The organism is Treponema sp. UBA785 (assembly GCF_002297065.1).
Classification (GTDB): Bacteria; Spirochaetota; Spirochaetia; order Treponematales; family Treponemataceae; genus Treponema_D.
Map to the genome: position 1 here is coordinate 15806 of NZ_DBJD01000091.1, position 23519 is coordinate 39324.

The following is a 23519-nucleotide window of genomic DNA, read 5'->3' on the forward strand; positions in this document are numbered from 1 at the left end:
GCTACTTTAAGAGAGCAAGAAACTGCTCTTCTGTAATTACCGGAATTCCTAGTTTTGCGGCCTTTACATTTTTTGAAGAACCGCTTGCTGTGTCATTTGTCACAAGATAAGAAAGGTCTTTTGTGACAGACGATTTGCATGTTCCGCCGTTTTCCTTTACGAGGGATTCGGCGTCCAGCCTTTTCATCGTCTCAAGTTCACCAGTAAAACAGAAAGACTTACCTGCAAAAACACCAGAAGCACTTCCTTCTTCAACTTGAATGTAGTTTTTTGAGAGAAAAACAAGTTCGTCTTTGTTTTCTTCAAGGCCTTCAAAAAAGTTTCTGGCAGAAATTTCTGCAAATCCATAGACTTTTGAAAAATCTTCAGCTTTTGCCTCAAGCATTTTTTCCAAAGTGTTAAATCCGCTGTCAACAAGCTTTTGAATCATAGTTTCGCCCATGTCTTCAATATCAAAGCCAGCGATAAAGGCGGCTAATTTTGCCTTTCTGTGGGACTGAATTGAATCATAAACTTTCTGCGCTCCAAGGCTTTCTTTTTCTTTTTGACGGCTTTCTGCATTCAAAAAATACGGTGTCAGCTCTTCGACCGTAAGAGTATACAAATCGCTAATCGAACGCACCCTGGAAGAATTAAAAAGAGATCTTATCAAAGTTTCGCCAAGGTCGCGAATGTCAATCACACTGACCCATTTTAGAAGCTGATGCAAAATTCTTTTTTCGCAGTTTTTATTCGGACAAAAAAGCCTTGTTCCCTCGTCCGTAAGTTTTGAACCGCAGCAGGAACATTTTTCGGGAATTTGAATTTCCGAAAAGCTCTGTCCTTTTTCGGCAGGAACGACGCTTTCGATTTTTGGAATTATTTCTCCTCTCTTTACTACGACGATTTTGCTTCCGATTTTTACGCCAAGTCTTCGCATTGTTTCGGGATTTGAAAGAGACGCCCTCTGCACTGTAGTTCCATTCAGCTGAACTTCGTCAAAAACAGCCACAGGAGTATAAGTTGCTCCAGATTCACTCCATTCGACATTGCGCAAAACCGACACAGCTTCTTCCAGGCTGAATTTAAATGCAATCTGTCTGTCCGGGCGCGCACGGCTTGCGTCTGCATGGTTTATTGTCCGCTCTTTTACAACAAGTCCGTCTATGTCGTATTCAAGATTTTTTCGCTCTTCCATAACTGAGGCACGGTATTCGATCACTTCATCTGCTGAATGGCAAATTTTTAGAGGAACAACATTAAATCCGCAATTTTTAAGCCAGACAATTTTTTCTTCCTCATCTTTAAAAGGCTGGTTTCCATCCGAAGCCCAGGCATCGTAAGCAATGAGTTTTAGATTTTCGCTTCCAAGACCGTCCTTTCTTTTCATAAGACCATTGGCGGCATTCCGGCAATTCGCCTTATCTGCATACAAACTGTCATGAACAGAATGCGTCATTATAACTTCGCCACGCACGCCGCCCGTATAATCAAGAATTTTTCCGTTAAAAGAGCAAAGGGCCGATGGAACTCCGTGCATTTTTTTTGCATTAAGAGTAATGTCATCGCCAACAGTTCCGTCTCCGCGAGTTACAGCTGCTTTTAAAATTCCATGCTCAAACTGAAGCTCAAGGCTTGCGCCGTCAAGCTTGTATTCAACAAGATATTCTGAATACGAATGATTTTTTGTCCATGTTAAAAACTGCTGAGGATCGGCGGCTTTTTCCTGGCTTCCCATAGGCATAATATGGCGTACTTTTGCAAAATTTCCGCTGTCCGCTCCAACTTTTTGCAGAACAGGATTTTTCGGATCCAAAAGTTTTAATTCGTCCCAGAGTTTATCAAATTCAAAATCCGAAATTTCAGCTTCACCGTTGTAATAAGAAGCCTGGTATCTTTTTATTAAACTAACTAATTCTGAAATTCTTGCGCTTTGACCTATGTCAAAAAGATCTCCCATAAAATCCCCTCTTTTTTAAGGCTGACGCTCTCACAATTTTGGGCAAATTACTGCTTTATAAACATCATCTCGTTAATTACACGGTTTGCATCAATCCCTTTTTGCTCAAAACGAGTCTCAGGCCGCCACTGCTGATGAGGAGCGTAACCTTCATATTTGTTTTTAAGGCCGGGAGTTTTTTCAAGTTGCTCAAGGCCAAATTCCGCGTAAGGAAGCCAGTCCGTAACAAAATACAGATAGCCGTCTTTTTTTAAGCGCGAAGCAATCAAGTCCGTTCTCGGCCTCTGAATCAAGCGTCTTTTTTCATGGCGCTTTTTCTGCCACGGATCTGGAAAGAAAATATGAAAAGCATCGACGCTTTCAGGAGCAATCATGTTTTCCAAAACTTCCATTGCATCGTGTTCAATTATGCGGATATTTTTTAAATTCCGTGTTCTGATTTCTCCAAGAAGTTTTCCAACTCCAGGCTTATGAACTTCAAGACCGAGATAGTTTATATCAGGATTATTTTCTGCAATTATTGCAGTAGCTTTTCCCATTCCAAAGCCGATTTCGATTACGAGCGGATTTTTATTTCCAAAAATTTTCCCAAAATCTAAAATTTCTTCTCTATATTGCACTCCAAAAAGTGGCAAAAGCTGGGCATAATCTTTTTTTTCACAAGCTGTAAAATGACCGGCGCGAATTGCAAAAGTGCGGATTGTGCGCTTCATCGACTCTTCGGCAGAAAGCGAGCATTTTTTATTTTCTGTTTCTGCAATTTCATTCATAAATCAAATCCTTTTTTATTTTTCAATTAAATTTTCAAGAGGAAGTTTTATAACGACAGTTCCAGAAGCATCCGTCAAAATCCGTCTTTTGAAAAAAGCCCGGCTGTATTCTTTTAAAATATCAGAATTTTTCTTCCAGGCTCTTTTTGCAGTTCCATAAAAAAGCATATTCATGTTTTTGTCAAAAAGAATGACAACTTCGCTTAAATTTATGCCGGCGGCCTTGCGGACATTTTCTGGTTTTGACTTAAGGATTTCTTCGTTATATTTTATAAAAAACTTTTCTTCAGATTCGTTTCCAGCGGCATCTGCATACAAAACTTCATATTCACCGTTTTTTATAGCCTTGCCTTCTGCAGCGCGCAAAGACGGATAACCAATCCAGTTTTTGTTCTGGCTTTCAAAAATCACTGGAGAATAAACATTCCAGCTGTAATTTTCCTCAATTTTTGTAATTTTAAGAAAATCCGCCCTCTGAGCCTCGTATTCGCCCTGAACAAAGACTGAAAGACTTGTTTCTGGAAGCGACTTTTCATCTTTGTAATCAAAAACAACGCTCGCATTTACAGAAAGGATATTTGCCGACGATTCGGAACATGACAAAAAAAGAAAAACTGCCAAAATCAGACACAACGAGAGACAAAAAGACAGGATTCTTATTTTTAAATTCCGATGGCTTTTCATTTGACCTAAAAATTAAAAATAAGGTTTATGACCGTCAAATCGCTTGAAGAGAACTGATTTACGATTGATTCAAACTTTACATTCACTTTTTTGCAGGCGTCATCAAGGTAAGAAAGGTAATAAAGCCCCAAATCTGTGCTTTCCTGCCCTTCAGGCAATTCCCTGTAAAAGTCAATCAACGATTTTTTATTAGTGTCGGCAGAAGCCTTTGACTCGATATTTTCCTTTACTTCCTGAAACTCATCGTCCTTATTGTAAAGGGTTATCTGAAGTCTTCCTTGTTTTCCGATTGCAGACGAACCGCCGCCGAGCTTCCAAGAAATAAAAACCTGTTCATGATTGCGCTTTAATTCGGCAACGATTTTTTCACGCTGCTCAGGATCGTAAATAAGCGCATCAACATCTTCAATTCCTGCAAACATACGCTTCGCTTCCTTACGCATATTTGTATTTTCACTGTTGAGGGCAAGTTCCATTACGAGAATTGAAATATATTCGGCAACACGGCTCTTTTCCATATAAACCTGAAGAAGATGGCGAATTGCGATATTGATCTGAGAAAAACCTTCTGTGCGGTAGAATTTTGTAATTATGTACCAGTTCATCAAAGAAAGACGGTTCAAGAACTTTTCGGTCATAAGAAGATAGATATTTTTTTCTTCGAGAGAATAGTCTTTGTTTTCCATCAAAGATTTCCAGACTGGATCCAAAATTTCCTTTTTTGCAAGCTGAACAGTCGCTTTTTGAGAAGCAAGTATCTGTCTGAGCTGGTTTTCGGACATTTTTGTGCGTTCATCAATCAACTGAGTGGGATTTTTACGGTTGTGTTTTTGAACGGCATCAGTTTGAATAAAATCCGCAAAAAGCTGGCGGTCAAACTGTTTGTAAAGAAGCGAATAAACCACAACTTTTGAAAGATCCATAACTTCTTGACGAACTGAAACAAATTCCGACATGGAAATTTCAATTTTTGAAATGTAATTCACCAAAATCATATTTTGCAACGACTGAGGTGAAAATGGATTCAGCGAAATTCCATATTCTTCAATATTGTCAGCAAGCCTGAAACGCAAAAGTTTAATTTTATTACTGATAAAATGTGATGCTCCCTCTTCTGTCAAAATGACTTTGAGCGGTAGATTAAGTGAAAATTTTTTTTCAGCAGACATCTTTTCTCCAACTAACGTTTCTAATTATACTGCAAGGGGCTTGCATTGTAAACCTTCAAATTATATTCTGTTAGAATGAGTTTTAGAGTTCTGCGGAAGTTTTTAATTTCTTTACTGCTATTGAATTACATCATTTTTTATCCGCAGGCGAAAAGCGCCGAAAAACATTTTCTAAAAGGAGCGGAACTTTCTCTTTACACAGAACAACTGCTTGAAAAATCCGATTTTTCTTTTCATAGACTTGAGCTTGCCCCGACAGGAAACGATGTTTTTCCGTTCAATGTAAACATTCGCCTTGAACCTTCTTTGCCGGCTGCTTCGGCAAAAACAATGCTGGTTCTTATTTCCCAGGAAGATTTTTTTGAATATCCGGACGAAATTTTGTCTCTTGTCGAAAAAACTAAAAAAATGAAAAGGGCTTTTCCAGTTGAATTCGTTTTTACAGCCCTTGATGACAGAAATAGTCTTTTTCCGGAATATAAGTTTTTTTTACAAGGAACTGAAAATTTTGCAGGAAATTTAGACGACGGCTCAGAATATTTTGCCGTCTTGATTAACTTTTCAAAGAACACAAAAGCAAAGGCTGAAATTTTTACAACTGGCGGAAAAAGTTCAACTCCAATGTGGCTTGCAAAGGAAACTGTCGATTCTTTTTTGAGCAAAAACATTCCCTTTTCAGTTCCGCAAAAACTGCTTTCAATTTACAGGGCAGGTCTTCTTTTTGGCGATGAACAGATGGCGGCTTTTTTTAAGGAAGGAGTTCCATGCATAAAATTGCAATTTTCTAAGGTTGAACAGATTTCTGCCCTTGAAAATTTTATTCAAAATCATATTCCTTTTCAAAACGAAAAAAACGATGTTCATTATTCATTTATCACTTTGGCAAACCACACTTTTTGGATAAACGAATTTAAAAATATACTTTCTGTCGAGATTTTCGGAATTCTTGTAATTCTTTTTTTGGTCTGCTTTACCTTTACTGGAAAAAATCGGCTTCAGTCAAAGAAAGATTTTTCAAGATATTGGCTTTTTATTCCTGCAATGCTGTGCGCAAGTGTTTTTTCGCTTTATGCTGGACAATTCTGCTGTAAAAATCTGGCTTTTATTTCCCAAGCGAATCCCGTAATTCAATTTGCGGCAAAACTTTTTATTTCCGTAATTGTAATTTCCGTATTTTTTCTGTTTCAGTCACATTTAAAGCTTCCTGGCACATCGTTCATCTACGGTTTTATGATTATTCTTGTTTCGGCTGCAAATATTTTTCTTTTCAGCATGGCGGACATTACGGTTTTTTGGGTTTTCGCCCTTGAATATTTTATAATTTACTTTACGCGGAATTCTTCAAAATTGCTTTCGCTTATAATTACGTTTTCGCTTATGCTTCTGCCTTTTTTGTCTTATGTTGCAGTTTACTTTGCAAACGTAAACGCCCCGGACATTAAAATTTTAATTTCGAGCGGAAAACAGGTAAACATCATGCTCAGCCTTATTCTTTTTCCGTTCCAGATTATCTGGCTAAAAATTCTTGTGCGCCTTCGCGTCATCAACAAGGACAAATCTCTCAGCCTAAAAAAAATTGCAGGTTTTACCTTTATCTCTGCTGCAATAATTGCCGCCGTCATAACGATTTTTGCTTTTTTAACAACAAAATTTGTTTACAACAAAAAACACAGCTTTGAAAATCCTCAAATTCTTGAAAATTCAACAGAAAAAAATCTTTTTTGTAAAATTTTTAATGATGATTCTTCAATGCTCCGCTCAAGCCGATTAAAAATAAAATCAAAAAAGCAGGCAGTCCGATGCTCAGTAAACATTTCGAGCGAGCAAAATACGCCGGTTTTAGATTCAAATTACAGTTATCTGGCTTTAAATAATTCAAAAACCGTGGATTTTAATATTCCTGACTTTCCGCCGCAAAATTTTGAAATTGACTTTTCAACGGAAAAAAACACTTCAAAAATCGTCACGATAACTTCTTTTTACGCAACAGAAAATCAAAATGAATTTGAAAAAGAAACCGTTTCTATTTTTGTTTCCGGGGATAAGTCAAAGTGAAAAATTTTTTCATCCATGCAGATTTAGACGCGTTTTTTGCCTCTGTTGAAATTCTTGACCATCCAGAATGGAAAAATCTTCCTGTAATTGTCGGTGGAAAACCGGAAGACCGCAGGGCTGTTGTTTCGACAGCCTCATACGAAGCCAGAAAATACGGCGTTCATTCGGCAATGCCAACCGCAATAGCGGCAAGACTGTGTCCAAACGGGATTTTTGTTCATCCGAGAATGAAGCGCTATCTTGAGATGTCTGGAAAAATTATGGAAATTTTTTCGCGATATTCTCCTGACGTACAGCAGATTTCAATCGACGAGGCCTTTATCGACCTTACAGGAACAGAAAAGCTTTTTGGACCTCCAGACGAAACGGCAAAAAAAATAAAGACCGATGTAAAAAGAGAAACAGGACTGACAGTTTCAATCGGACTTGCGCCGACAAAATACCTTGCAAAACTCGCCTCAGAAATAAAAAAGCCGGATGGATTTTTTGAAGTAAAAGAAGGAAACGAAGAAAATTTTATGCTTTCGCTTCCACTAAAAAAAATCTGGGGAATAGGAGATAAAACACTCGCCCTGCTAAACAGAAACGGAATAAACACAACAAAAGACCTTCATTCAAAGCCTAAAAATCTTCTTGCGGCACTTTTTGGACAGGTGACAGGAACTTTTTTATACGATGCCGTCCGCGGTCAGGAAAAAGAAACATTCAATCAAACTCCAAAAACCCACGCAATCAGCGCAGAAAACACTTATCCTTTTGACCTGACATCAAAAGAAGCAATCGAAACCGCCCTTCTCGAATTAAGTTACACGGTAATATGGCGGATGCGAAAAGAAAATTTGAGAAGCTGGACGATCGGCCTAAAAATCCGCTACGAAAATTTTACAACGACAACAGCTCAGGAAACTTCGACCAGAGAAATAGGCAGCATTGACGACCTTTTTGAACGTGCAAAAAAACTTTTTGACAAAAAAGCGGACACTTCAAAAGGAATAAGGCTTTTGGGACTTGCCTTGCAAAACACAGAAAGCGCCTCAAATCCGCATCAGGTGGAACTTTTTAATTTTGATGAAGAAAAAAAACGGAAGGTTGAAGAAGCAGTTTTAAAAGCAGAAAAAAAAATACCGGGAATAAAAATTACAAAGGCAAGGCTTTTGGGAAAAGATTCGTTAAAAAGCATTGTTTTTTTTGTCATTCCGTCAATGTTTTTTATATTTTCCGCGCAAAAAACATTTTCTTCGCCATTAGTTTCTACTCAAACCGAAAGAAATGCAGACGGAGCAGGTTCAATTGTTTTTAATTCGACTTTGCTTCCGCCTCAAACCGATGAATCTGACGAAATTCCGCTTAAAGAAAAAAAAAGCCTTTTTAACTATTCAATTTTTGACAAAAATGTCGATTTTTTTGCCGAAGGCTACTGGAAATCCCTCGTAAACGGAGGATTTTCTTCAAGTTTCGGGTTCGGCTCAACGCCGGCGCTTTCGCTCAGCACTCCAGTTATTTTATCAGAAGTCAATCTTAGCCTGTTTTTTTTGCTTGAAAAACACTGGTACTTTGAAGCTGGTTTTGCAGATCATTTTGACAAAAACACGGTTGCGGCAGGATATTACGGAGACGGAATTTTAAAAAGCGCAAGGATTGCAAACCGCGGAATTGTTTTTGAATCCGGCTATTCAATTGACGATTTAAACCGAAGTCCTGGAGGCGGCGAAAATCTTGCTCCAGGAATTTCTGCTCATTTTGAAACACAAACTTTAAGCGCAGATGCAATTTTTAGGTACGACTCTCTCGAAGCAAAATCCAAGACCTGGTACGGGAAAAACAGCGTTTCTGAGCAAAAAATAGAACTTTCTGCATACGAAACAGGTTTTCAATTCGTGCTTCCTTCAAAACAAGCCGTTCTTGCCGTTAAGTCGGTTTTTGTAGAAAATTCGGACGGAAATTACAAAGACGAAAACGGCCGGACATTCAAAAAATTAAATTCATCGCAATTCCTTTTGAGCGCTTCAAATTATTCAATTTTTCTTTCAAAGGAAGCAAATGCTTCTAAAACTTCTGGAATTTTGCCAGCTGTCGCAGTTGAATACGATTCTTCCTACCCGCCTTCAGTTGCGCGTTCCGAGCTTGGAACTTATGGAGAAGCAGAAGAAAAAAATGGCAGCGGTTTTTTAGGCGAAGTTCAAGAAGTTTTTTCAAAAAACTTAAAAAACTATTCGCTTTCGCTAACCGGAAAAATTGACGGAAACGAGGTTTTTTATATTCAATATCCAAAGAAATTTTCACCATACGCTGTCTGCTACCGTTACGACGCAGGACTTTTATCTTCCGGAGAAGCAGCAGTTTGCTCCGGCACAACCTCAGTTCAAAATGAAAATTTTTTTGTTACCCTAGGCGAAAACGATTTTTCGGACGTTCTGACAGATTTTTTTAATTCACCGCACATTTATGCCGATGTTTTTTTTAAAAATTCCAATTCTCCTCTTTCGGCAGAATACAGATTTCCTTTTTGCACGGAAGCTGAGGAAATTTATCTTGGGCTAAAAACTTCTTCAGATTTAAAAGTTTGCGTACGAAGTTTTACGCCTGTAAACCGCTTTGAAATCGGCACGAATGCAACAGGCGGAACAGTCCTTGTTTACAAAAACGGAATTCAGGATGCGAGCGCAGCTTACGACAAGGAATCTGGCTGCATAACGCTCTCAACTTCGGTTTCGGCTTCCGATAAAATAACGGCTCAATGGTACGAAGACTGTTCAGATTCGTCTTCCAGGGCAATTACGGCGGCAGGCGGAATAAAAAAACAGTTCACAAAAAACCTTAGCGGAGATTTTGCTTTTGCAGGAAGCTGGGCTCTTCCAAGCACAGACAGCGAAAAAAATCACACAACCTTAACAACTTCTTCTCCAGGACATGCAGTTTTAGCAACAGGCCTTGAATATTCGGCCGAAAATTTTAAATTCAAGAATACAGGAGCCGTAAGCCTCGAAAGCTCAAATACGACCGGAAAATGCCTGATTTCTGGAATGGACGAAGAAAAAACAGAAACCTTTTATCTTGCAAAAGACGCCGCGGCCACCATTCCAGACGACATTCTGCCGTTTTTAAACTCACGGCCAGGCGAAAGTGAACGGAAGATTGAACTAAAAGGCTCTAAAAACGGTTCAGTCAAAGCAAAAAACGGACAATCTGATTCCTCGATTACAGGTTATTCGGCAAGTTTTGAATGGGATTTTTCCAATTTTTCCGAAAATGCGGCAGAAACATCACCTTTTTGGGCAGGAACTTCACTTAAATTTCCGGCACTTTCCGGAATTTTGCCTTCCTGCAGCGAATTCTCGCTCGCCTTAAAAATTGATGAAAATTCCGACTTTTTTAGTCTTTCGGATTTTGAGCTTTACCTTCAGCTCGGTGTAAATGCCGATGAAGAACTGAGCTTTGAAGACAAAAACCAAATTCCCACCTGGAAAATCGGAAGCTCGGAAGGACAATGCGACTCAGACGTTAAACTTGCGTTCAATAAAGAAAAAAAAGGCGAATGGCAGACTGTTACAGTAAAAATTTCGGACGAAGAAAAATCTCTTCTTGCGACAGACTGCGACGGAAGGCTCATTCTCACTTCAAAATCAAAAAAAATTGGAAGAATTTTTGCAGGACCTTACGAAGCAAAGGAATCGGGATTTTTTGTAAGCACAGAAAACGGTTCAGATTATGAAGTTTTTACTGCACGCGAAAAAGCCGGAAGCTCAAACTACATGACTTTTTTTGAATTCAAAAATTCTTCGGAAGAAATTTTTACGCTCACAAGATATTTTGGCGAAATCAACCTCGACGGCTACAAGTTTTTAAGGCTGAATACAAAATTCTCCTCAAAAAATTTGACTTGTGACGACGAAACTTTTTTAATTTTATCATTTGACCGGCCTCAAAGCGACGGAAGTTTTAAAACCGCTGTAAAAATAAAACTGAGCGCAGAAGAGCTTATAAAACTTTCTCAGACACAAAAATTCTCAGACATAAAAATAAATCTTTCCGACAAAAAATCAAATTACGGCTCAGTCGAAAAAATCGACATTTCTGTCGTTCCAACTAGATTCTGCGCCGAATTTCATTCAGTCTCGCAGACACAGACAGAGCTCGCCTTTGACAGTTTTATGCTTACGGACAGCTCGCCTTATTTTCTTCTTCAAGATATTGTAAAAACTTCATGGCAAAAAAACGGCGAAATTATAAAAATAAAAGATTATGCAATTCTCAAAGACGCAAGTTTTCAAGCTGACGGAAGAACCAGTTCTCAGATAAGCACTGGCAATTTAGAAAACGGAAATCACTTTTCCGGAAGCGCAAAAACAAGCTTTACTTTTTCAGAAATTTATTTTTCGCTTGATGCCGGACGCTCCTTGGATTCGTCAATGCCGCTGTCTTCGGCTTCGCACACAGTCAAAAACACAAGACCTTTTTTTAAAATTTTAAATATTGAAGAAAATTATTCTTTTAACCACGATGACGAAAGCCTCAAAAAATCCAATTCGCTTTTAGCCGACTTTTCACCGCTCAATTTGCCAATTGTTTTTTCAGCAGACGCCGCCGCAGATTCAGATATTTGGGCGCAAAACCAGAATATTTCTGCAAAAATTCACTTAAAAACCCGGCCTTTTGTTTTTGAAATGCACTCTGGCGCAAAACAAAAAATAATTTCCACAGATTCCGGAGAAACAAAATATTACGATACAAAAAATTATTTCGATTCCTGGAATAAAATCAATTCGCTTGAATTTAGCCCAGGAAAACTGGAAGCCGCAAAAAGAAATGTTTTTGCAAAGGCGAATTTAAAATTCAACCTGGAAAAAAATAGTTTTTCTCCCGAATACAATTTTTCTTCCGAAGAAAGCTTCAAAAATTCGGCATATATAACTTATTCAGACAAGACAAGCCAGACTTTTTCCGTTCCTTTTTCCATAAAAAAGAATAATTTTTCTTTCAGCTGGAAAAAATCCACTGGCGGAACACAAAAAAACGGCAAAACTGAAAACTATTCGGACGATTTTGAACATCTTGCGTCTACTCTGAACAAAAAAATCTGGTACTTTAAGGCGCTTCCGTTTTATGACATTTTCAGCAACTCAATAAAGAATGAAGTTTTAAAAGATCCGATGATGAATGAAGACTCGGCCGAAAGCATCTACTATTCTTCGCTTTATTCCGCCGGATGGAAAAGAAATTTCTTTGGAAATTCAAAAGACTTTTTTTTGCCTCAAAATGCCTCGGTTTCTTTTGAACGCGACATAAAAACTTCATCTTCGGTAACCGACGTATGCCAGTTAAAAGGAATTTTAGTTTTTAGCGCGCTGAATGTCTTTGGAAAAAACAGTGCAATTCACCTTACGGACCTTTTTGAACAAGATGAATACCTTACGTCTTTTTCGATTACCTTAAAAACTCCCGGCCAGAATTTTTCATCTTCGAAGGCAGTAATTTCGTTTTACCAGCAGGATATTTTTTACATAAAGAAAGACGAGACATTAAAGGCTGGATTTGAATTTTCTTTTGAAGACAAAAACAATCTTTCCGCAAAGTCTACTTTTGTCTGGAAAAGACCTGGCGAATCTTCTTTTATTGAAAAATTTTTCGTTTATTTTTTTAGGCGGTTTGAACTTTTTTCCGCACAAAAAACGCAAAATCAGACAAAAATAAACCGTTCTGACAGCCTGAATGCTGTTTTTTCGAGAGAAAGCTCTTCTTCACTAACAGGAACAAAAGCCTCCGAGCATAATTTTTTTGAATATCTTCATGAACTGGACATTCAACTGAATAAATTCGTCTGCATAAACAGTTCGCTCGGCTTAAGCTACAGCTGCTATTGGGACAAAAACGCAAGTCTTTCGGCAAACGCCCAAATCGGAGCAACAATAAAATTCTAAGTTTTTATTGTTTTTATTGAAGCGGAGCAAAATATCCGCTGTCATCACGGCCAGAACGGTTCATCAAATACGCTTCAACTTCGACAGGAAGATATTTTTCGCCAAACTGGGTTGATTGCGATGAAGTAAACGACAAAACGTAAATTCCGCACGGAGCATCAATAACATCTTTTACGACATTTTTTAAGCCTTCCGTCCGGTAAACATAATATTCATTTCCTGCTGTATGCTCGCAAATATATGCAAGTTCAGGAGCCACGCTAGTTTTTGCAACAAGAACTGACGAAAGAATAATTGAATTGTTGTTTAAATATGCGGTCAAATCCGTAAGTCCGTATCTGTTAAATGAATTCTCGCTTAATTTTCCTGCTCCGATTAAAACAACCGCTCTCTTTTTTTCGCCGGAAATTAAACCGTTCGCAGCAAGCCTGATTGCCAAATCGACAGTACATTTTTCTGACAGAGGATTTTTCATCGACTGAAGACTAAAATTTAAGGCTTTTTCAGGAGAACCTTCATACTCAAGTACAGGAACAGCCCCGGAAGTTACAATCCTAAGAGTTCCTTTATTTGCGTGTTCATTCATAGAAGATGCAATTTCGCGGACAGCGGCCTCAATTTCTCTCGAATATTGAGCAGCTTCAAAACTTCGGTCAATTACAACCGTAATATCCGCAAAATCGTTCACATAAGAGGCGCCTTCAAAAACATAATTCTGAACTGAGCCTTTTTTTTCTGTAATCACAAAATTTTGCTCTTTAAGACCGACAACTGCTTGTCTGTGGCGGTTTTCAACCTTAACTTCAACCTTTACCTCTGGAAATTTTGAAGCGTCGACTTTTTCGATTTGAACAAAAAGTCCGCCGACAAGTTCAGACATCTTGGACATTACATAAATTTCGTTCGTGCGGTAATCCGTTGCGAGAAGATTTCCGTTTACGTCAGGAACCGCGCATGTCAAATAAGAAGGAGCATTTCCAGTGCGGACATTTTCAAAAACCGTTCCATTTTCTGTATCAACCGAATAAATTTTATTTCCGTCGCAAACAACAAGATAATTTCCCCATTTTTTCATTGATTCCGGGTGAACAAAAGTTTTTTCGAGACACAAAAGTCCCAGATAATTTCCTGCCGCATCAAAACGATAAACAGCTCCGGTTACAGCATCGGCGACAAAAACTTCATTTCCAGAGACAGCAACTCCGGACGGAGCTTTTAAACCGTCAAAACCGGAAGATTTTTCAGCTTTCTGTCCAAAAAAGAAAAGTCCGTTTCCGTCCCTGTCAAAAACATCAATCCGCGCATTTCCAAAATCTGACACGTAAATATTCCCGATTTCATCAGTTGCAAGATACTGCGGGCCGACAAAATTTCCAGTTCCAAGGCCTTTAGAACCAAAATGCTTTAAAAATCTTCCGCTTGAAGAAAAAAGACTCAGTCTGTCTCCGGCAAATTCGCTTATAAGAAGATTACCGTCATTGAGGCGAATTATGTCCATCGGTCTGTCAAAACCTGCAAAAGATCCGTTCGAGCGTTCAAAAACAAAACCGTTGATGTCCATTCTTAAAAGTTCGTTTGAACCATAAGAAACAATCCACATTGAGCCGTCAGAATTTGCAAGAATCGAAACGGGCTGGCTAAAAACCAAATTTTTTCCGTCCGGAGAATTTCCTGAATAACTTCCGCTTTCCGTGTATTTTACAGGGTCATTGTAACTGTTGTTTGAAATTCTTCTTTCACGGACAATTTCTATTTTGTTTTTAAGCAAAAGTCCGCCGTAATTATTATCGCTTGCTGTCTGCCATTGTTCAAGCGCTGTTCCTTCAAGACCTGCACGATAGTAAGCTTTTCCAAGCCATTCGAGAATTATATTTTCCGACGGAAGATAAGAAAGAGCTTTTTCAAATTCCAAGATTGCGTCATTGTAACTTCCGCGGTAATAAGCTTGAACGCCTTTTCTAAATTCCTCTTCAGCAAAACCTGCCTGAGCAGAACGCACGCCAGTTGAATTTTTTACACGGGCTTCCTCGCTCGTAAAGATATAATTCTGAGAAAATGAATTAAAACCTGCAAAAAAAAATGGCAGCAGTATCAGGGTTTTTAGTATTTTATTTTTCATTTCAGTTCACTTCCACCTGGGCGATTTTTAAATGTTCGATGATTTCTGCATTTTCCGGACGAAGGGCATAAGCCTGAAGAAGGTATTTTGCAGCATCTTTTTTTAAGCCAAGCTTGTAATAAACCCAGCCAACAGAATCAAGGCAGGCTGCGGACTGAGGCTCTTTGTCGAGTGCCTTTTTGCAATAAGACAGGGCCTTTGCAAGATCTTTTTCCAAGCAGGCAAGAACATAGCCCATTCCGTTAAGAGATGTAACGTTTTCAGGATCTATTTCAAGCGATTTTTTGTAATAATCGAGGCATTTTTCAAATTCATTCTGCTGCCATGCAACATAGGCAAGAGAAGCGTAAACGTCCGCCGGCTTATAACCAGTTTCGAGAAGTTTATTCAATTCAAAATCGGCAAGGCGTTTTTTTCCAATCAGCGCATAAATCACCGCCAAAAGATAGCGGCACTGCAAAACGCGCGGACTTTGAGTTTCTGAAGTTATAACCTGCTCAAGATACAAAAGAGCATCGTCATATCTTTCGAGTTTTGCATAGCAAAGACCAATGTAATATGCGAGTTCAATATTATCAATTCCAGAATTTTCAGGAAGAGAAATAAAAAATGCAAGAGCAGATGTATAATCGCCTTTTTTATAAAGAGAAATTCCCTCAAAAAGAGGCGATGAACTTTTTTCTGCCATAAATCAACCTCCCGCGCCCATTAACCCGAATTACGATATTTTCCAGCTAAAAAACAAAATCAATCTTACGGTTCAAAGCCGGCTCAAAATCAACAGGCTCAGCGCAAATTCTCGTTATTGCAATGTTTCCCGACTCTACCGCCTCATATTCGTTCAATAGCTCAGGTCCTGTCGTCGTCAAATCTCCGCTTAAAAGAGTGCTTTTCAGCAAACCTTCTTCGATTTCTTCAAATTCTATTTTATCTTTATAATCTCTTGTACACAAGGAAGTTAAAAAGGCTGAATCATATTTTTCCTGAGATTTCGCATTCACGCTCACAATACAGTCAGGCTCATAAAGCGAAATCAATCTTTCAAGGTTGTTCTTTACAAATTCCGCCAATGCGTCATATTCATAACCGTCCTGAGCATATTCTCCGCTTTCTGCTTTTAGGCTTACTGCAATTCCCGGCAAACCGTACAAAACCGCCTGTCTTGCCGCTGCGACCGTTCCTGAATAAATACAGTCGGTTCCCATGTTCGGGCCCTTGTTTATTCCTGAAAAAACAGCATCAAATTCAACATTTTCAAAAAGATTTGAACGCAAGGCCGAAATTACGCAGTCTGCAGGATAACCTGAGCAAGACCATTCGTTTTCCGCAAACCGCTTAAAAGTCAGCGACTCGTGCATTACAATATGAGAGGAAACGGCAGATCTGTTGGAAGACGGAGCCAGAACATAAACATTTGCAACTTTTTTTAAAGTTTCTGCAAGAATCTGAAGCCCCGGAGCAGAAATTCCATCATCGTTTGTGAGCAATAAATTCAGTTTTTTTGAATTATTCAATTACCTGTACCCCGCCAGCAGGCCGGACTTCGTAACAGGACGCCTTGAATCCAAAAATTCGCTCGTATTCGGCAAGAGTTTTTCTAAACGCCTGCTCGTCTGAACGGTTCATAATCGTGTAAGTCATGCGTCCAAAACCTTTGCCTGTAATTCTTCCGCACGAAACTGGATTTCTTGAATCTTGCGCATTTGGATTTATCTCCTGCAATCTTTTTAAAATCCAATCAATTTCCGGACAAGAAAGCTCATAGTCTTCGCGCATATTTTTATAACTGTGATTAACAGCCCTCGCAAAACCTCCGAATTCTCCGGCCATAAGCGATTTCTGAGCTTCGAGGACGTATTTGTGTTCACGCATAATGCACTGTAAACGCCTTCGAGTATCTTCCGGCACCACAGAAAGAACATCATTTACTTCGGAAGGATTTTCTTCATAAACCCATCCTCCGTAAACATTTGACTTCCGTTCCTTTAACTCGCCGAGAAGAAGGACATTTTCAGGCTGCTGAATAGTTTCTTCATTCCAAATTTCAACTCTCGGAACTTTAGTATCTGTAAGAAGAATTATCTTATCTTCAAAGTTGAACGGAACCAAATCACAAGAACCTGTTGAATAATCCGTAAGAACAAGTGAATTTTCTTTTGAATAGATTGCAGAAAAATAATCCGCCATGTAATTCTCAAGATTAAGGAAAATCTTGTTTCCACGCTCAATTACCTGCAAAAGCTGAGAATCCGAGCACTGAAGATTGAAAAGCTTTCTGATTGCATAGGCAGTTGCAACTTTTATTGCTGTCGTAATTCCGCATCCGGCAGAAGGTAAAACCTGGGAATAAACCGTAAAATCTATTCCAGAAAGGTCAAAACCACCTGAAATAAAACCGTAAACAATCGCTTTAAGAGCATTTGCCCAGCGGTCTTCTTTTCTGAATTTCAACGCGGTTAAAGTTCCGCGTTTTCTGTCTTTTAACTGGGAAAAATAAAATCTGAGCGAAACGTCCTGCCGTTTAGAAACAGCGACAAAAACAGGCAGGTCAACTGCCATAGATAAAGTTTTATCCTTTGCAAACCAAGTATGTTCGCCAATCAAATGAAATCGGCCGTTCGCAACAGCAATAACAGCTGGTTTTACCTGATATTCCTGCAAGTGCTCATTTCTGGTAAAATCTGCCTGTTCCATAGTGCCTCTCTACTTTTGGTGCAACGATTAACTTTTTATTTACATTTTTAAATATGCTTGGATATTTTCAAAACCTTGCTAAAAAAAATCAATATTTATAGAATGATATTATAATGTTCTGTTTTTTACAAGTTTTTTTATCTTTTTTTTCCAGCCTGCTAATTTCGCTTGCAATTCCAAATGAATTATTTAAAATCGGGTGCCCGCTCTTTGCGCTTTTTGCACTCGTTCCTCTATATATAGCAATTTCACGTTCACAAAGTTACAAAGAAGCATTCTGGCTTTCATTTTTACACGGAGGCCTTGTTCATTTATTTTCAAGTTTCTGGCTAAAAAATTTTCAGGGAATGGCGCTTTTTACACTCGGAGCAAGCCTTCTGGGAACAGCCTTTATCGAAGGAATAATCGGCTGGTTTTTATTCTTTCCTTTTTCTCAAAAAAACAGGGGTTTGCCGGGAATTTTTATTCTGATTAAGATTTTCTGGTTTACAGGCGTCTATGTCGTTTACGAGTGGTGCAAATCGACAGGATTTTTAGCATATCCGTGGGGAACTCTTTCCATGACAGCACTTTCGTGGCCGTTTTTTATGCAAATCGCAGACATTACAGGCCAATACGGCGTAACTTTTATTTTTGCGCTTTTTTCTTCGGTCGTTGCGCAGGGAATTCTTCTTATAAACGAACATAAAAAAATCCTCAACCTTAAAAGCTGCGTTTTTTCGTACAAGCTCGCGGCAAAAACATTTTTTATTCTCTTCGGACTGACAGCAATATATGGATTTTATCAATACAACAAACCTAGATTTCCAGTCAAGCATATCAATACGGTAATGGTTCAGCAGGACATGGACACTTACCGCTCAAACGAAAAAGACGCAATTGAGGTTTCTCAGTTTCTTACAGATGAGGGAATTAAAGAATTTTCTTCAAACCATAAAAAAACGGATTTAGTTGTCTGGAGCGAAGGCATCCTAAACAGAAGATGGCCGGATTCATATGGATATTATCTGACACATCCGGAGAAAAAACCTCTTATAAAATACATAAAAGAAAAAAAAGTTCCGTTTATAATCGGCGGAGCGATGATTCTTGACCGCGAAAACCATAAATTTTCAAATGCGGCGCTTCTTTTTAACAAAAACGGTGAACTTGCAGGCGCATATTCAAAACTTCATCTCGTTCCATTTGCAGAAGCAATTCCCTTTGTTGAATACGAACCTGTACGGAATTTCATAAAAAAAATCGCAGGTTTTTCATACGGATGGACGGCAGGAACAAAAAACACAGTTTTTGAAATACCTGTCTCTTCGCCAAAACAAAATCTTGATATGGAAATAATTTCTCTTGAAAAAAGACAGCCGGAAAAAACTTCAGTTATAGTTTCCGCTCCGATATGCTTTGACGACGCTTTTGGACACGTTTTCCGCGGACTTTTTTCTGCCGGAACCGAGCTTTTTATGAATATCACAAACGATTCGTGGTCAAAAACACAGTCAGCAGAATACCAGCATCTTGCGGTGGCAGCCTACAGGGCGATTGAATTCAGAACAACCCTCGCCCGCTGCACAAATTCTGGCGTTACAACAGTAATTTCTCCGTCTGGGAAAGTCATTTCTTCACTTCCACTTTTTGAGCCTGCGCACTTAAGCATCTCAATTCCAGTTTACGGAAGGCAGGTTACTGTCGCTTCTCAGTTCGGAGACTGGCTTCCTCATTTGCTTATAATCTTGATTGCCAGTTTTTTGTTTTTTTGCGCAAAATCAAAAAAATTCTATTGCCAGTCTAGATTTAGTGTTTTATGATGAATTAGTTATAAAAATAACACTATTGCTAGAGGGGATATTTTTTTATGCGCTGTCCTTACTGTGGAAGCCTAGACGACAAAGTCATTGAATCACGCACAATGGCAAACGGAGAATCGCTCCGCCGCCGCCGTGAATGTGTAAGCTGCGGATACAGATTTACAAGCTACGAAAGAATCGAAGAAAAACCATTTATGGTAATAAAAAGAGACGGACGCAGGCAGCCTTTTGACAGGACAAAACTCGAAAAGGGAATCGACCGGGCCCTCGAAAAACGTCCGGTTGCGACAAATATGATAGAAAACATCATAAATGACATAGAAGACCGTGCAATAATCGCAGGCAAGGCGAACCGAGAAATTTCAACATCTGAATTGGGAGAATTCGTCCTTGAAAGACTGTACGACATAGATAAGGTTGCATACATCCGTTTTGCTTCCGTATACAAGCACTTTGAAAATCTCGAGGAATTTGTTACAGAAGTAAACAACCTTTCCAAGAAAAACCGTGAAAAGAAAAACAAAACAGAAAAAACAGAAGAGGGAGAATAAAGGTGGAATCTTTCAAAAAAACAAACAGCGATGATTTGTCAATATTTCCGCAATGGAGAAGTTTTTTGGGCTCATCCAGCGATGAAGAAACAAAAGGCTTTTTAAGACAGGTTGTAAAACGCAACGGCTCGATAGAAAAATACGACCGCTCAAAGATAGAATCAGCCGTAAACAGGGCAATTGAAGCTGTTTCAAAAATTCCAGACACAGAAAAAGCAAAAGAACTTACAGACAAGGTTGAAGAAAACCTGAGAGTTCTTTTGGCAGGCCGTCGCGCACATTCAATTCCTGCAATCGAAGAAATTCAAGATATTGTCGAAAACGTGCTTATAGAAGCAAAGGAAGTTGAAGTTGCAAAAGCATACATTCTTTACCGTGCAAAACACGAGGCAATCCGCGACTCAAAATCCTTAATGCTCGACATAAACGCAACAATGGACGGCTACCTTGCACAGTCAGACTGGCGCGTAAAAGAAAATGCAAACGTGAATTTTTCACTTGGAGGCCTTATTCTTCACAACTCAGGAACAGTAACGGCAAACTACTGGCTAAAGAATATTTATACTCCAGAAATTGCAGAAGCCCACAAAAACTGCGCTTTTCATATTCACGATCTGTCGATGTTTTCCGGCTATTGCGCCGGCTGGTCTTTAAGACAGCTTATTCAGGAAGGACTTGGCGGTGTTCCAGACAAAATCACCTCAAAACCAGCATCTCACCTTTCAACATTGGTAAACCAAATTGTCAATTTTTTGGGAATAATGCAAAACGAATGGGCTGGCGCTCAGGCGCTTTCATCATTCGATACATATCTTGCTCCTTTTGTAAAAGCAGATAATCTTGACTATAAAAGCGTAAAACAGTGCATTCAAAGCTACATATTCGGAGTAAACACACCAAGCCGCTGGGGTTCCCAGGCACCGTTTACAAACATAACGCTTGACTGGATCTGTCCAGACGACTTAAAGAATAAAAAAGCAATCGTAGGCGGAAAAGAACAGAATTTTAAATACGGCGACTGTCAAAAAGAAATGGACATGATAAACAAAGCTTTTCTTGAGCTTCTTCTGGAAGGCGATGCCGTCGGCCGAGGATTCGCATATCCGATTCCAACATACAACATTACAAAAGATTTCATCTGGGACAGCGAGAATGCAAAGCTTTTGTTTGAAATAACAAGCGCATACGGAACACCTTACTTTCAAAATTTCATCAATTCGGATTTAAATCCAAATGATGTCCGCTCAATGTGCTGCCGGCTCAGACTCGACAAACGAGAATTAAGAAAACGAGGCGGCGGACTTTTCGGCTCAGACGAATTTACAGGTTCTCTCGGAGTTGTAACAATCAACCTTCCGCAAATCGGATATCTTGCAAAAACAGAGGAAGAATTTTACGCTAGGCTTGACTACCTAATGGATTTGGCAAAACAAAGCCTCTGCATAAAGCGAAAAGTAATTCAAAAGCTTTTGGACAACGGGCTTTTTCCATACACAAAGCGATACCTAAAAACACTGGACAACCACTTTAACACAATCGGTCTGTGCGGCATGAACGAATGCTGTCTGAACTTTTTGGGCGTAAACATCACAGACAAAAAAGGCTATCAATTTGCCTGTGAAGTGCTCGACCATATGCGCTCAAAAATGCAGGATTATCAGGAAAAAACTGGCGAGCTGTTCAACCTTGAGGCAACTCCTGCCGAAAGCACATCTTACCGTTTGGCACGGCATGACAAAACAAACTTTCCTGGCATAATCACAAGCGGAAAAGACGAGCCTTACTATACCAACAGCTCACAGCTTCCAGTCGATTACACTTCGGATGTTTTTGAAGCCCTCGACCAGCAGGAAAAATTGCAGACAAAATACACAGGCGGAACAGTTTTCCATATGTTCCTGGGAGAACAGATAAAAGACTGGCGCGCCTGCCGTGATCTTGTAAAAAAAGTCTTTACAAATTACAGAATTCCGTATTTTACAATCAGCCCGACATATTCAGTTTGTCCAGTGCACGGCTACATTGCTGGAGAGCATTTTGAATGTCCAAAATGCAAGGCAGAAAAAGAAGCAGAATTAAGAAAAAAACTTGCAGAACTTGAAGCTGAACGAAATTCACTTTTAAACAAAAAAAAGTAACAATAAACAAAAATGGGAGAAGATAAAATGACAGAGCAGACAAAAACAATCGAAGAACTCGATGCGCAGATTGAATCTTTAAGAGAAGAACTCAAAAACGTGCACGGAACAGAAACCGAGGTCTATGCAAGAATTGTAGGATATTACCGTGCCGTAAAAAACTGGAACAAAGGAAAGCGCGACGAATACAATCATCGCAAACTTTTTACAGTGGACGAGACTTTTTCAGGCCAGCCAGACTGTCAGCAGGAACTTCAGGCTTCACTTTTTAACAAAACAAACAGTTCAGAAAACGAAAACACATGCTCGGAAGAATCGGCAGTGCCGGCAGATTATGAATTTTTTATGAGGAAAACCTGTCCAAACTGTCCTCCAGTAAAAGCCTTTATGGAAGAACTTAATCTTACAGGAAAGTTAATTGATGTTGATACAGACGAAGGGCTGAGAATTGCAGCCGCAAAAGGCGTATTTTCTGCTCCAACAGTAATTTTCTATGACGAAAATGGAACTGAAATCGCGCGGGCACACAGCGTAGAAGACATAAAAACTTCAATTCCAGAAATGAATCTGGCACAGGCAGTTTAACTCCGCAATTTTTATATTTGCCGGATAAAAAGACAAATTGAACAAATTATATGAATGAAAAAATCGGCGCACTCGTAAAAACATCTCTCGTTGATTTTCCAGGAACTGTGTGCGCCGCAGTTTTTCTAAAGCACTGCAACCTGCGATGTCCGTACTGTTACAATGCACAGTTAGTAACAAAACCCCAAGACGACACTGGTCTTTTTACCCTAACCGAAATTAAAACCCACCTTATAAAACGCAAAGACGTTCTAGACGGATTAGTAATTTCCGGAGGAGAAGCGCTTTTAAATCCTGACACAAAAGAACTCATTCTTTTTGCAAAAAAATTAAACTACAAGATCAAGCTGGACACAAACGGCACAATGCCAGAACTTTTACAGCAAATTACAGAAAATCCGCAGACACGTCCAGATTTTATTTCAATGGACATAAAAACAAGCCCTCACAAATATCACAGGCTTTTAAATTATTCCAACATTTACGACAAAACAGATTATGAACAGGCCTTAAAAAAATCGATAAAAATATTAAAAGAATATCCTTCCGCCAGCCGAGAATTCCGAACAGTTTTAGTTCCGACACTCGTACAGAAAGAAGATATAGAAAATATCGCCGCAATTCTTCCAAAAGACGCCTCATGGCAGTTCGCACGTTTTTCTGCCGGAAACTGTCTTGAGCCTCTCTATAATGCGCTTCCACCTTACAGCGAATCTCAACTTTCAGAACTTATAAACTACGCAAAGACATTTATTCAAAATTCCTGCCTAAGATAATTTATAAAAAGCATTTTTTACAGACAGCCAATTATTTTTGATTATTTTCAATTTTTTTACATTTTGATACTTGACCTTTTTTTTGTACTTTGGTATAGTTGAACAATCACTTGGGGGCATAGTCCAGCTGGTAGAACACCGGACTCATATTCCGTATGTCATAGGTTCAAGTCCTATTGCCCCTACTTTTTTCAAGGGCTAGTCAATTTGACTAGCCCTTGTTATTTTCAGCCATACTGTCTTAAAGGAGGCATGATAAAAACAGCCGGAAATGGCGTCTGTTTTTATCCTTAAAAGTTTGCGTTGCAAACTTTCTTAT

Annotated in this window: 15 protein-coding genes and 1 tRNA gene; 8 read left to right on the top strand and 8 right to left on the bottom strand. The window is 39.1% G+C overall.

All coding sequences use genetic code 11. From position 1 onward, the window contains the following. Position 1 precedes the first annotated feature (1 nt). The 4 genes from ligA to B2X33_RS08290 form a co-directional block, all read right to left on the bottom strand. Positions 2–1939, bottom strand: coding sequence for an NAD-dependent DNA ligase LigA (ligA, locus tag B2X33_RS08275; RefSeq protein WP_296668957.1), 1938 nt, complete (start codon positions 1937–1939; stop codon positions 2–4). Between the two features lie 47 nt (positions 1940–1986). Then, positions 1987–2652, bottom strand: coding sequence for a tRNA (guanosine(46)-N7)-methyltransferase TrmB (gene trmB, locus B2X33_RS08280; RefSeq protein WP_296669012.1), 666 nt, complete (start codon positions 2650–2652; stop codon positions 1987–1989). Positions 2653–2724: 72 nt separating this feature from the next. Beyond that, entirely contained in the window at positions 2725–3312 is a 588-nt protein-coding gene (locus B2X33_RS08285) for a hypothetical protein (RefSeq protein WP_296022740.1), read from the bottom strand. Between the two features lie 86 nt (positions 3313–3398). Then, positions 3399–4562 carry a DUF8084 family protein gene (locus B2X33_RS08290; protein WP_296022739.1) on the bottom strand — a complete coding sequence of 388 codons (1164 nt, stop codon included), beginning with the start codon at positions 4560–4562 and terminating at the stop codon, positions 3399–3401. Between the two features lie 120 nt (positions 4563–4682). Between B2X33_RS08290 and B2X33_RS08295 the strand changes: the two genes are divergently transcribed. Both B2X33_RS08295 and dinB read left to right on the top strand, forming a co-directional pair. Continuing rightward, on the top strand, positions 4683–6617 hold the full coding sequence (locus tag B2X33_RS08295; RefSeq protein ID WP_296668959.1) for a hypothetical protein: 1935 nt from the start codon (positions 4683–4685) through the stop codon (positions 6615–6617). Then, positions 6614–12535: a DNA polymerase IV gene (gene dinB / locus B2X33_RS08300; protein ID WP_296668961.1), complete on the top strand. Its 5922-nt coding sequence runs from the start codon at positions 6614–6616 to the stop codon at positions 12533–12535. Before B2X33_RS08295 ends, dinB begins: the two co-directional genes overlap by 4 nt. A 13-nt stretch (positions 12536–12548) precedes the next feature. Here the strand turns inward: dinB and B2X33_RS08305 are convergent, their stop codons facing one another. The 4 genes from B2X33_RS08305 to B2X33_RS08320 are packed head-to-tail and all read right to left on the bottom strand — an operon-like array spanning position 12549 to position 17348. Beyond that, complete coding sequence (locus tag B2X33_RS08305) at positions 12549–14654, bottom strand: hypothetical protein (RefSeq protein ID WP_296668963.1); 2106 nt, start codon at positions 14652–14654, stop codon at positions 12549–12551. Position 14655: 1 nt separating this feature from the next. Continuing rightward, a complete protein-coding gene (locus B2X33_RS08310) occupies positions 14656–15342 on the bottom strand; it encodes a tetratricopeptide repeat protein (protein WP_296022735.1) in 687 nt (228 codons plus the stop codon). 46 nt (positions 15343–15388) lie between these two features. Continuing rightward, positions 15389–16168, bottom strand: a complete 780-nt coding sequence (gene surE, locus B2X33_RS08315) for a 5'/3'-nucleotidase SurE (RefSeq protein ID WP_296668966.1) — start codon at positions 16166–16168, stop codon at positions 15389–15391. Beyond that, positions 16161–17348: a galactokinase gene (locus B2X33_RS08320; protein ID WP_296022733.1), complete on the bottom strand. Its 1188-nt coding sequence runs from the start codon at positions 17346–17348 to the stop codon at positions 16161–16163. The genes surE and B2X33_RS08320 overlap by 8 nt, the downstream gene beginning before the upstream one ends. 113 nt (positions 17349–17461) lie before the next feature. On the opposite strand from B2X33_RS08320, the gene lnt reads away from it, so the two are divergent. From lnt to B2X33_RS08350, 6 genes are all read left to right on the top strand, one after another. Beyond that, positions 17462–19150 (top strand): apolipoprotein N-acyltransferase, encoded by a 1689-nt coding sequence (lnt, locus tag B2X33_RS08325; protein WP_296668967.1) that lies wholly within the window; start codon positions 17462–17464, stop codon positions 19148–19150. A gap of 47 nt (positions 19151–19197) precedes the next feature. Beyond that, positions 19198–19701, top strand: a complete 504-nt coding sequence (gene nrdR / locus B2X33_RS08330; protein ID WP_296668969.1) for a transcriptional regulator NrdR — start codon at positions 19198–19200, stop codon at positions 19699–19701. Positions 19702–19703: 2 nt separating this feature from the next. Further along, positions 19704–21839, top strand: coding sequence for a ribonucleoside triphosphate reductase (locus B2X33_RS08335; RefSeq protein ID WP_296022730.1), 2136 nt, complete (start codon positions 19704–19706; stop codon positions 21837–21839). A gap of 27 nt (positions 21840–21866) precedes the next feature. Further along, positions 21867–22424, top strand: a complete 558-nt coding sequence (nrdD, locus tag B2X33_RS08340; RefSeq protein ID WP_296668971.1) for an anaerobic ribonucleoside-triphosphate reductase — start codon at positions 21867–21869, stop codon at positions 22422–22424. A gap of 50 nt (positions 22425–22474) precedes the next feature. Continuing rightward, positions 22475–23200 (top strand): anaerobic ribonucleoside-triphosphate reductase activating protein, encoded by a 726-nt coding sequence (locus B2X33_RS08345; protein ID WP_296668973.1) that lies wholly within the window; start codon positions 22475–22477, stop codon positions 23198–23200. A 112-nt stretch (positions 23201–23312) separates the two neighbouring features. After that, positions 23313–23385: transfer RNA gene (locus tag B2X33_RS08350), tRNA-Met, on the top strand. Positions 23386–23519: the final 134 nt, after the last annotated feature.

Excerpts from the sequence above, each read along its gene's own strand:
- ligA (WP_296668957.1), bottom strand. The coding sequence starts at position 1,939 with ATGGGAGATCTTTTTGACATAGGTCAAAGCGCAAGAATTTCAGAATTA.
- trmB (WP_296669012.1), bottom strand. The coding sequence starts at position 2,652 with ATGAAGCGCACAATCCGCACTTTTGCAATTCGCGCCGGTCATTTTACA.
- B2X33_RS08290 (WP_296022739.1), bottom strand. The coding sequence starts at position 4,562 with ATGTCTGCTGAAAAAAAATTTTCACTTAATCTACCGCTCAAAGTCATT.
- B2X33_RS08305 (WP_296668963.1), bottom strand. The coding sequence starts at position 14,654 with ATGAAAAATAAAATACTAAAAACCCTGATACTGCTGCCATTTTTTTTT.
- B2X33_RS08310 (WP_296022735.1), bottom strand. The coding sequence starts at position 15,342 with ATGGCAGAAAAAAGTTCATCGCCTCTTTTTGAGGGAATTTCTCTTTAT.
- B2X33_RS08320 (WP_296022733.1), bottom strand. The coding sequence starts at position 17,348 with ATGGAACAGGCAGATTTTACCAGAAATGAGCACTTGCAGGAATATCAG.
- lnt (WP_296668967.1), top strand. The coding sequence starts at position 17,462 with ATGTTCTGTTTTTTACAAGTTTTTTTATCTTTTTTTTCCAGCCTGCTA.
- nrdR (WP_296668969.1), top strand. The coding sequence starts at position 19,198 with ATGCGCTGTCCTTACTGTGGAAGCCTAGACGACAAAGTCATTGAATCA.
- nrdD (WP_296668971.1), top strand. The coding sequence starts at position 21,867 with ATGACAGAGCAGACAAAAACAATCGAAGAACTCGATGCGCAGATTGAA.
- B2X33_RS08345 (WP_296668973.1), top strand. The coding sequence starts at position 22,475 with ATGAATGAAAAAATCGGCGCACTCGTAAAAACATCTCTCGTTGATTTT.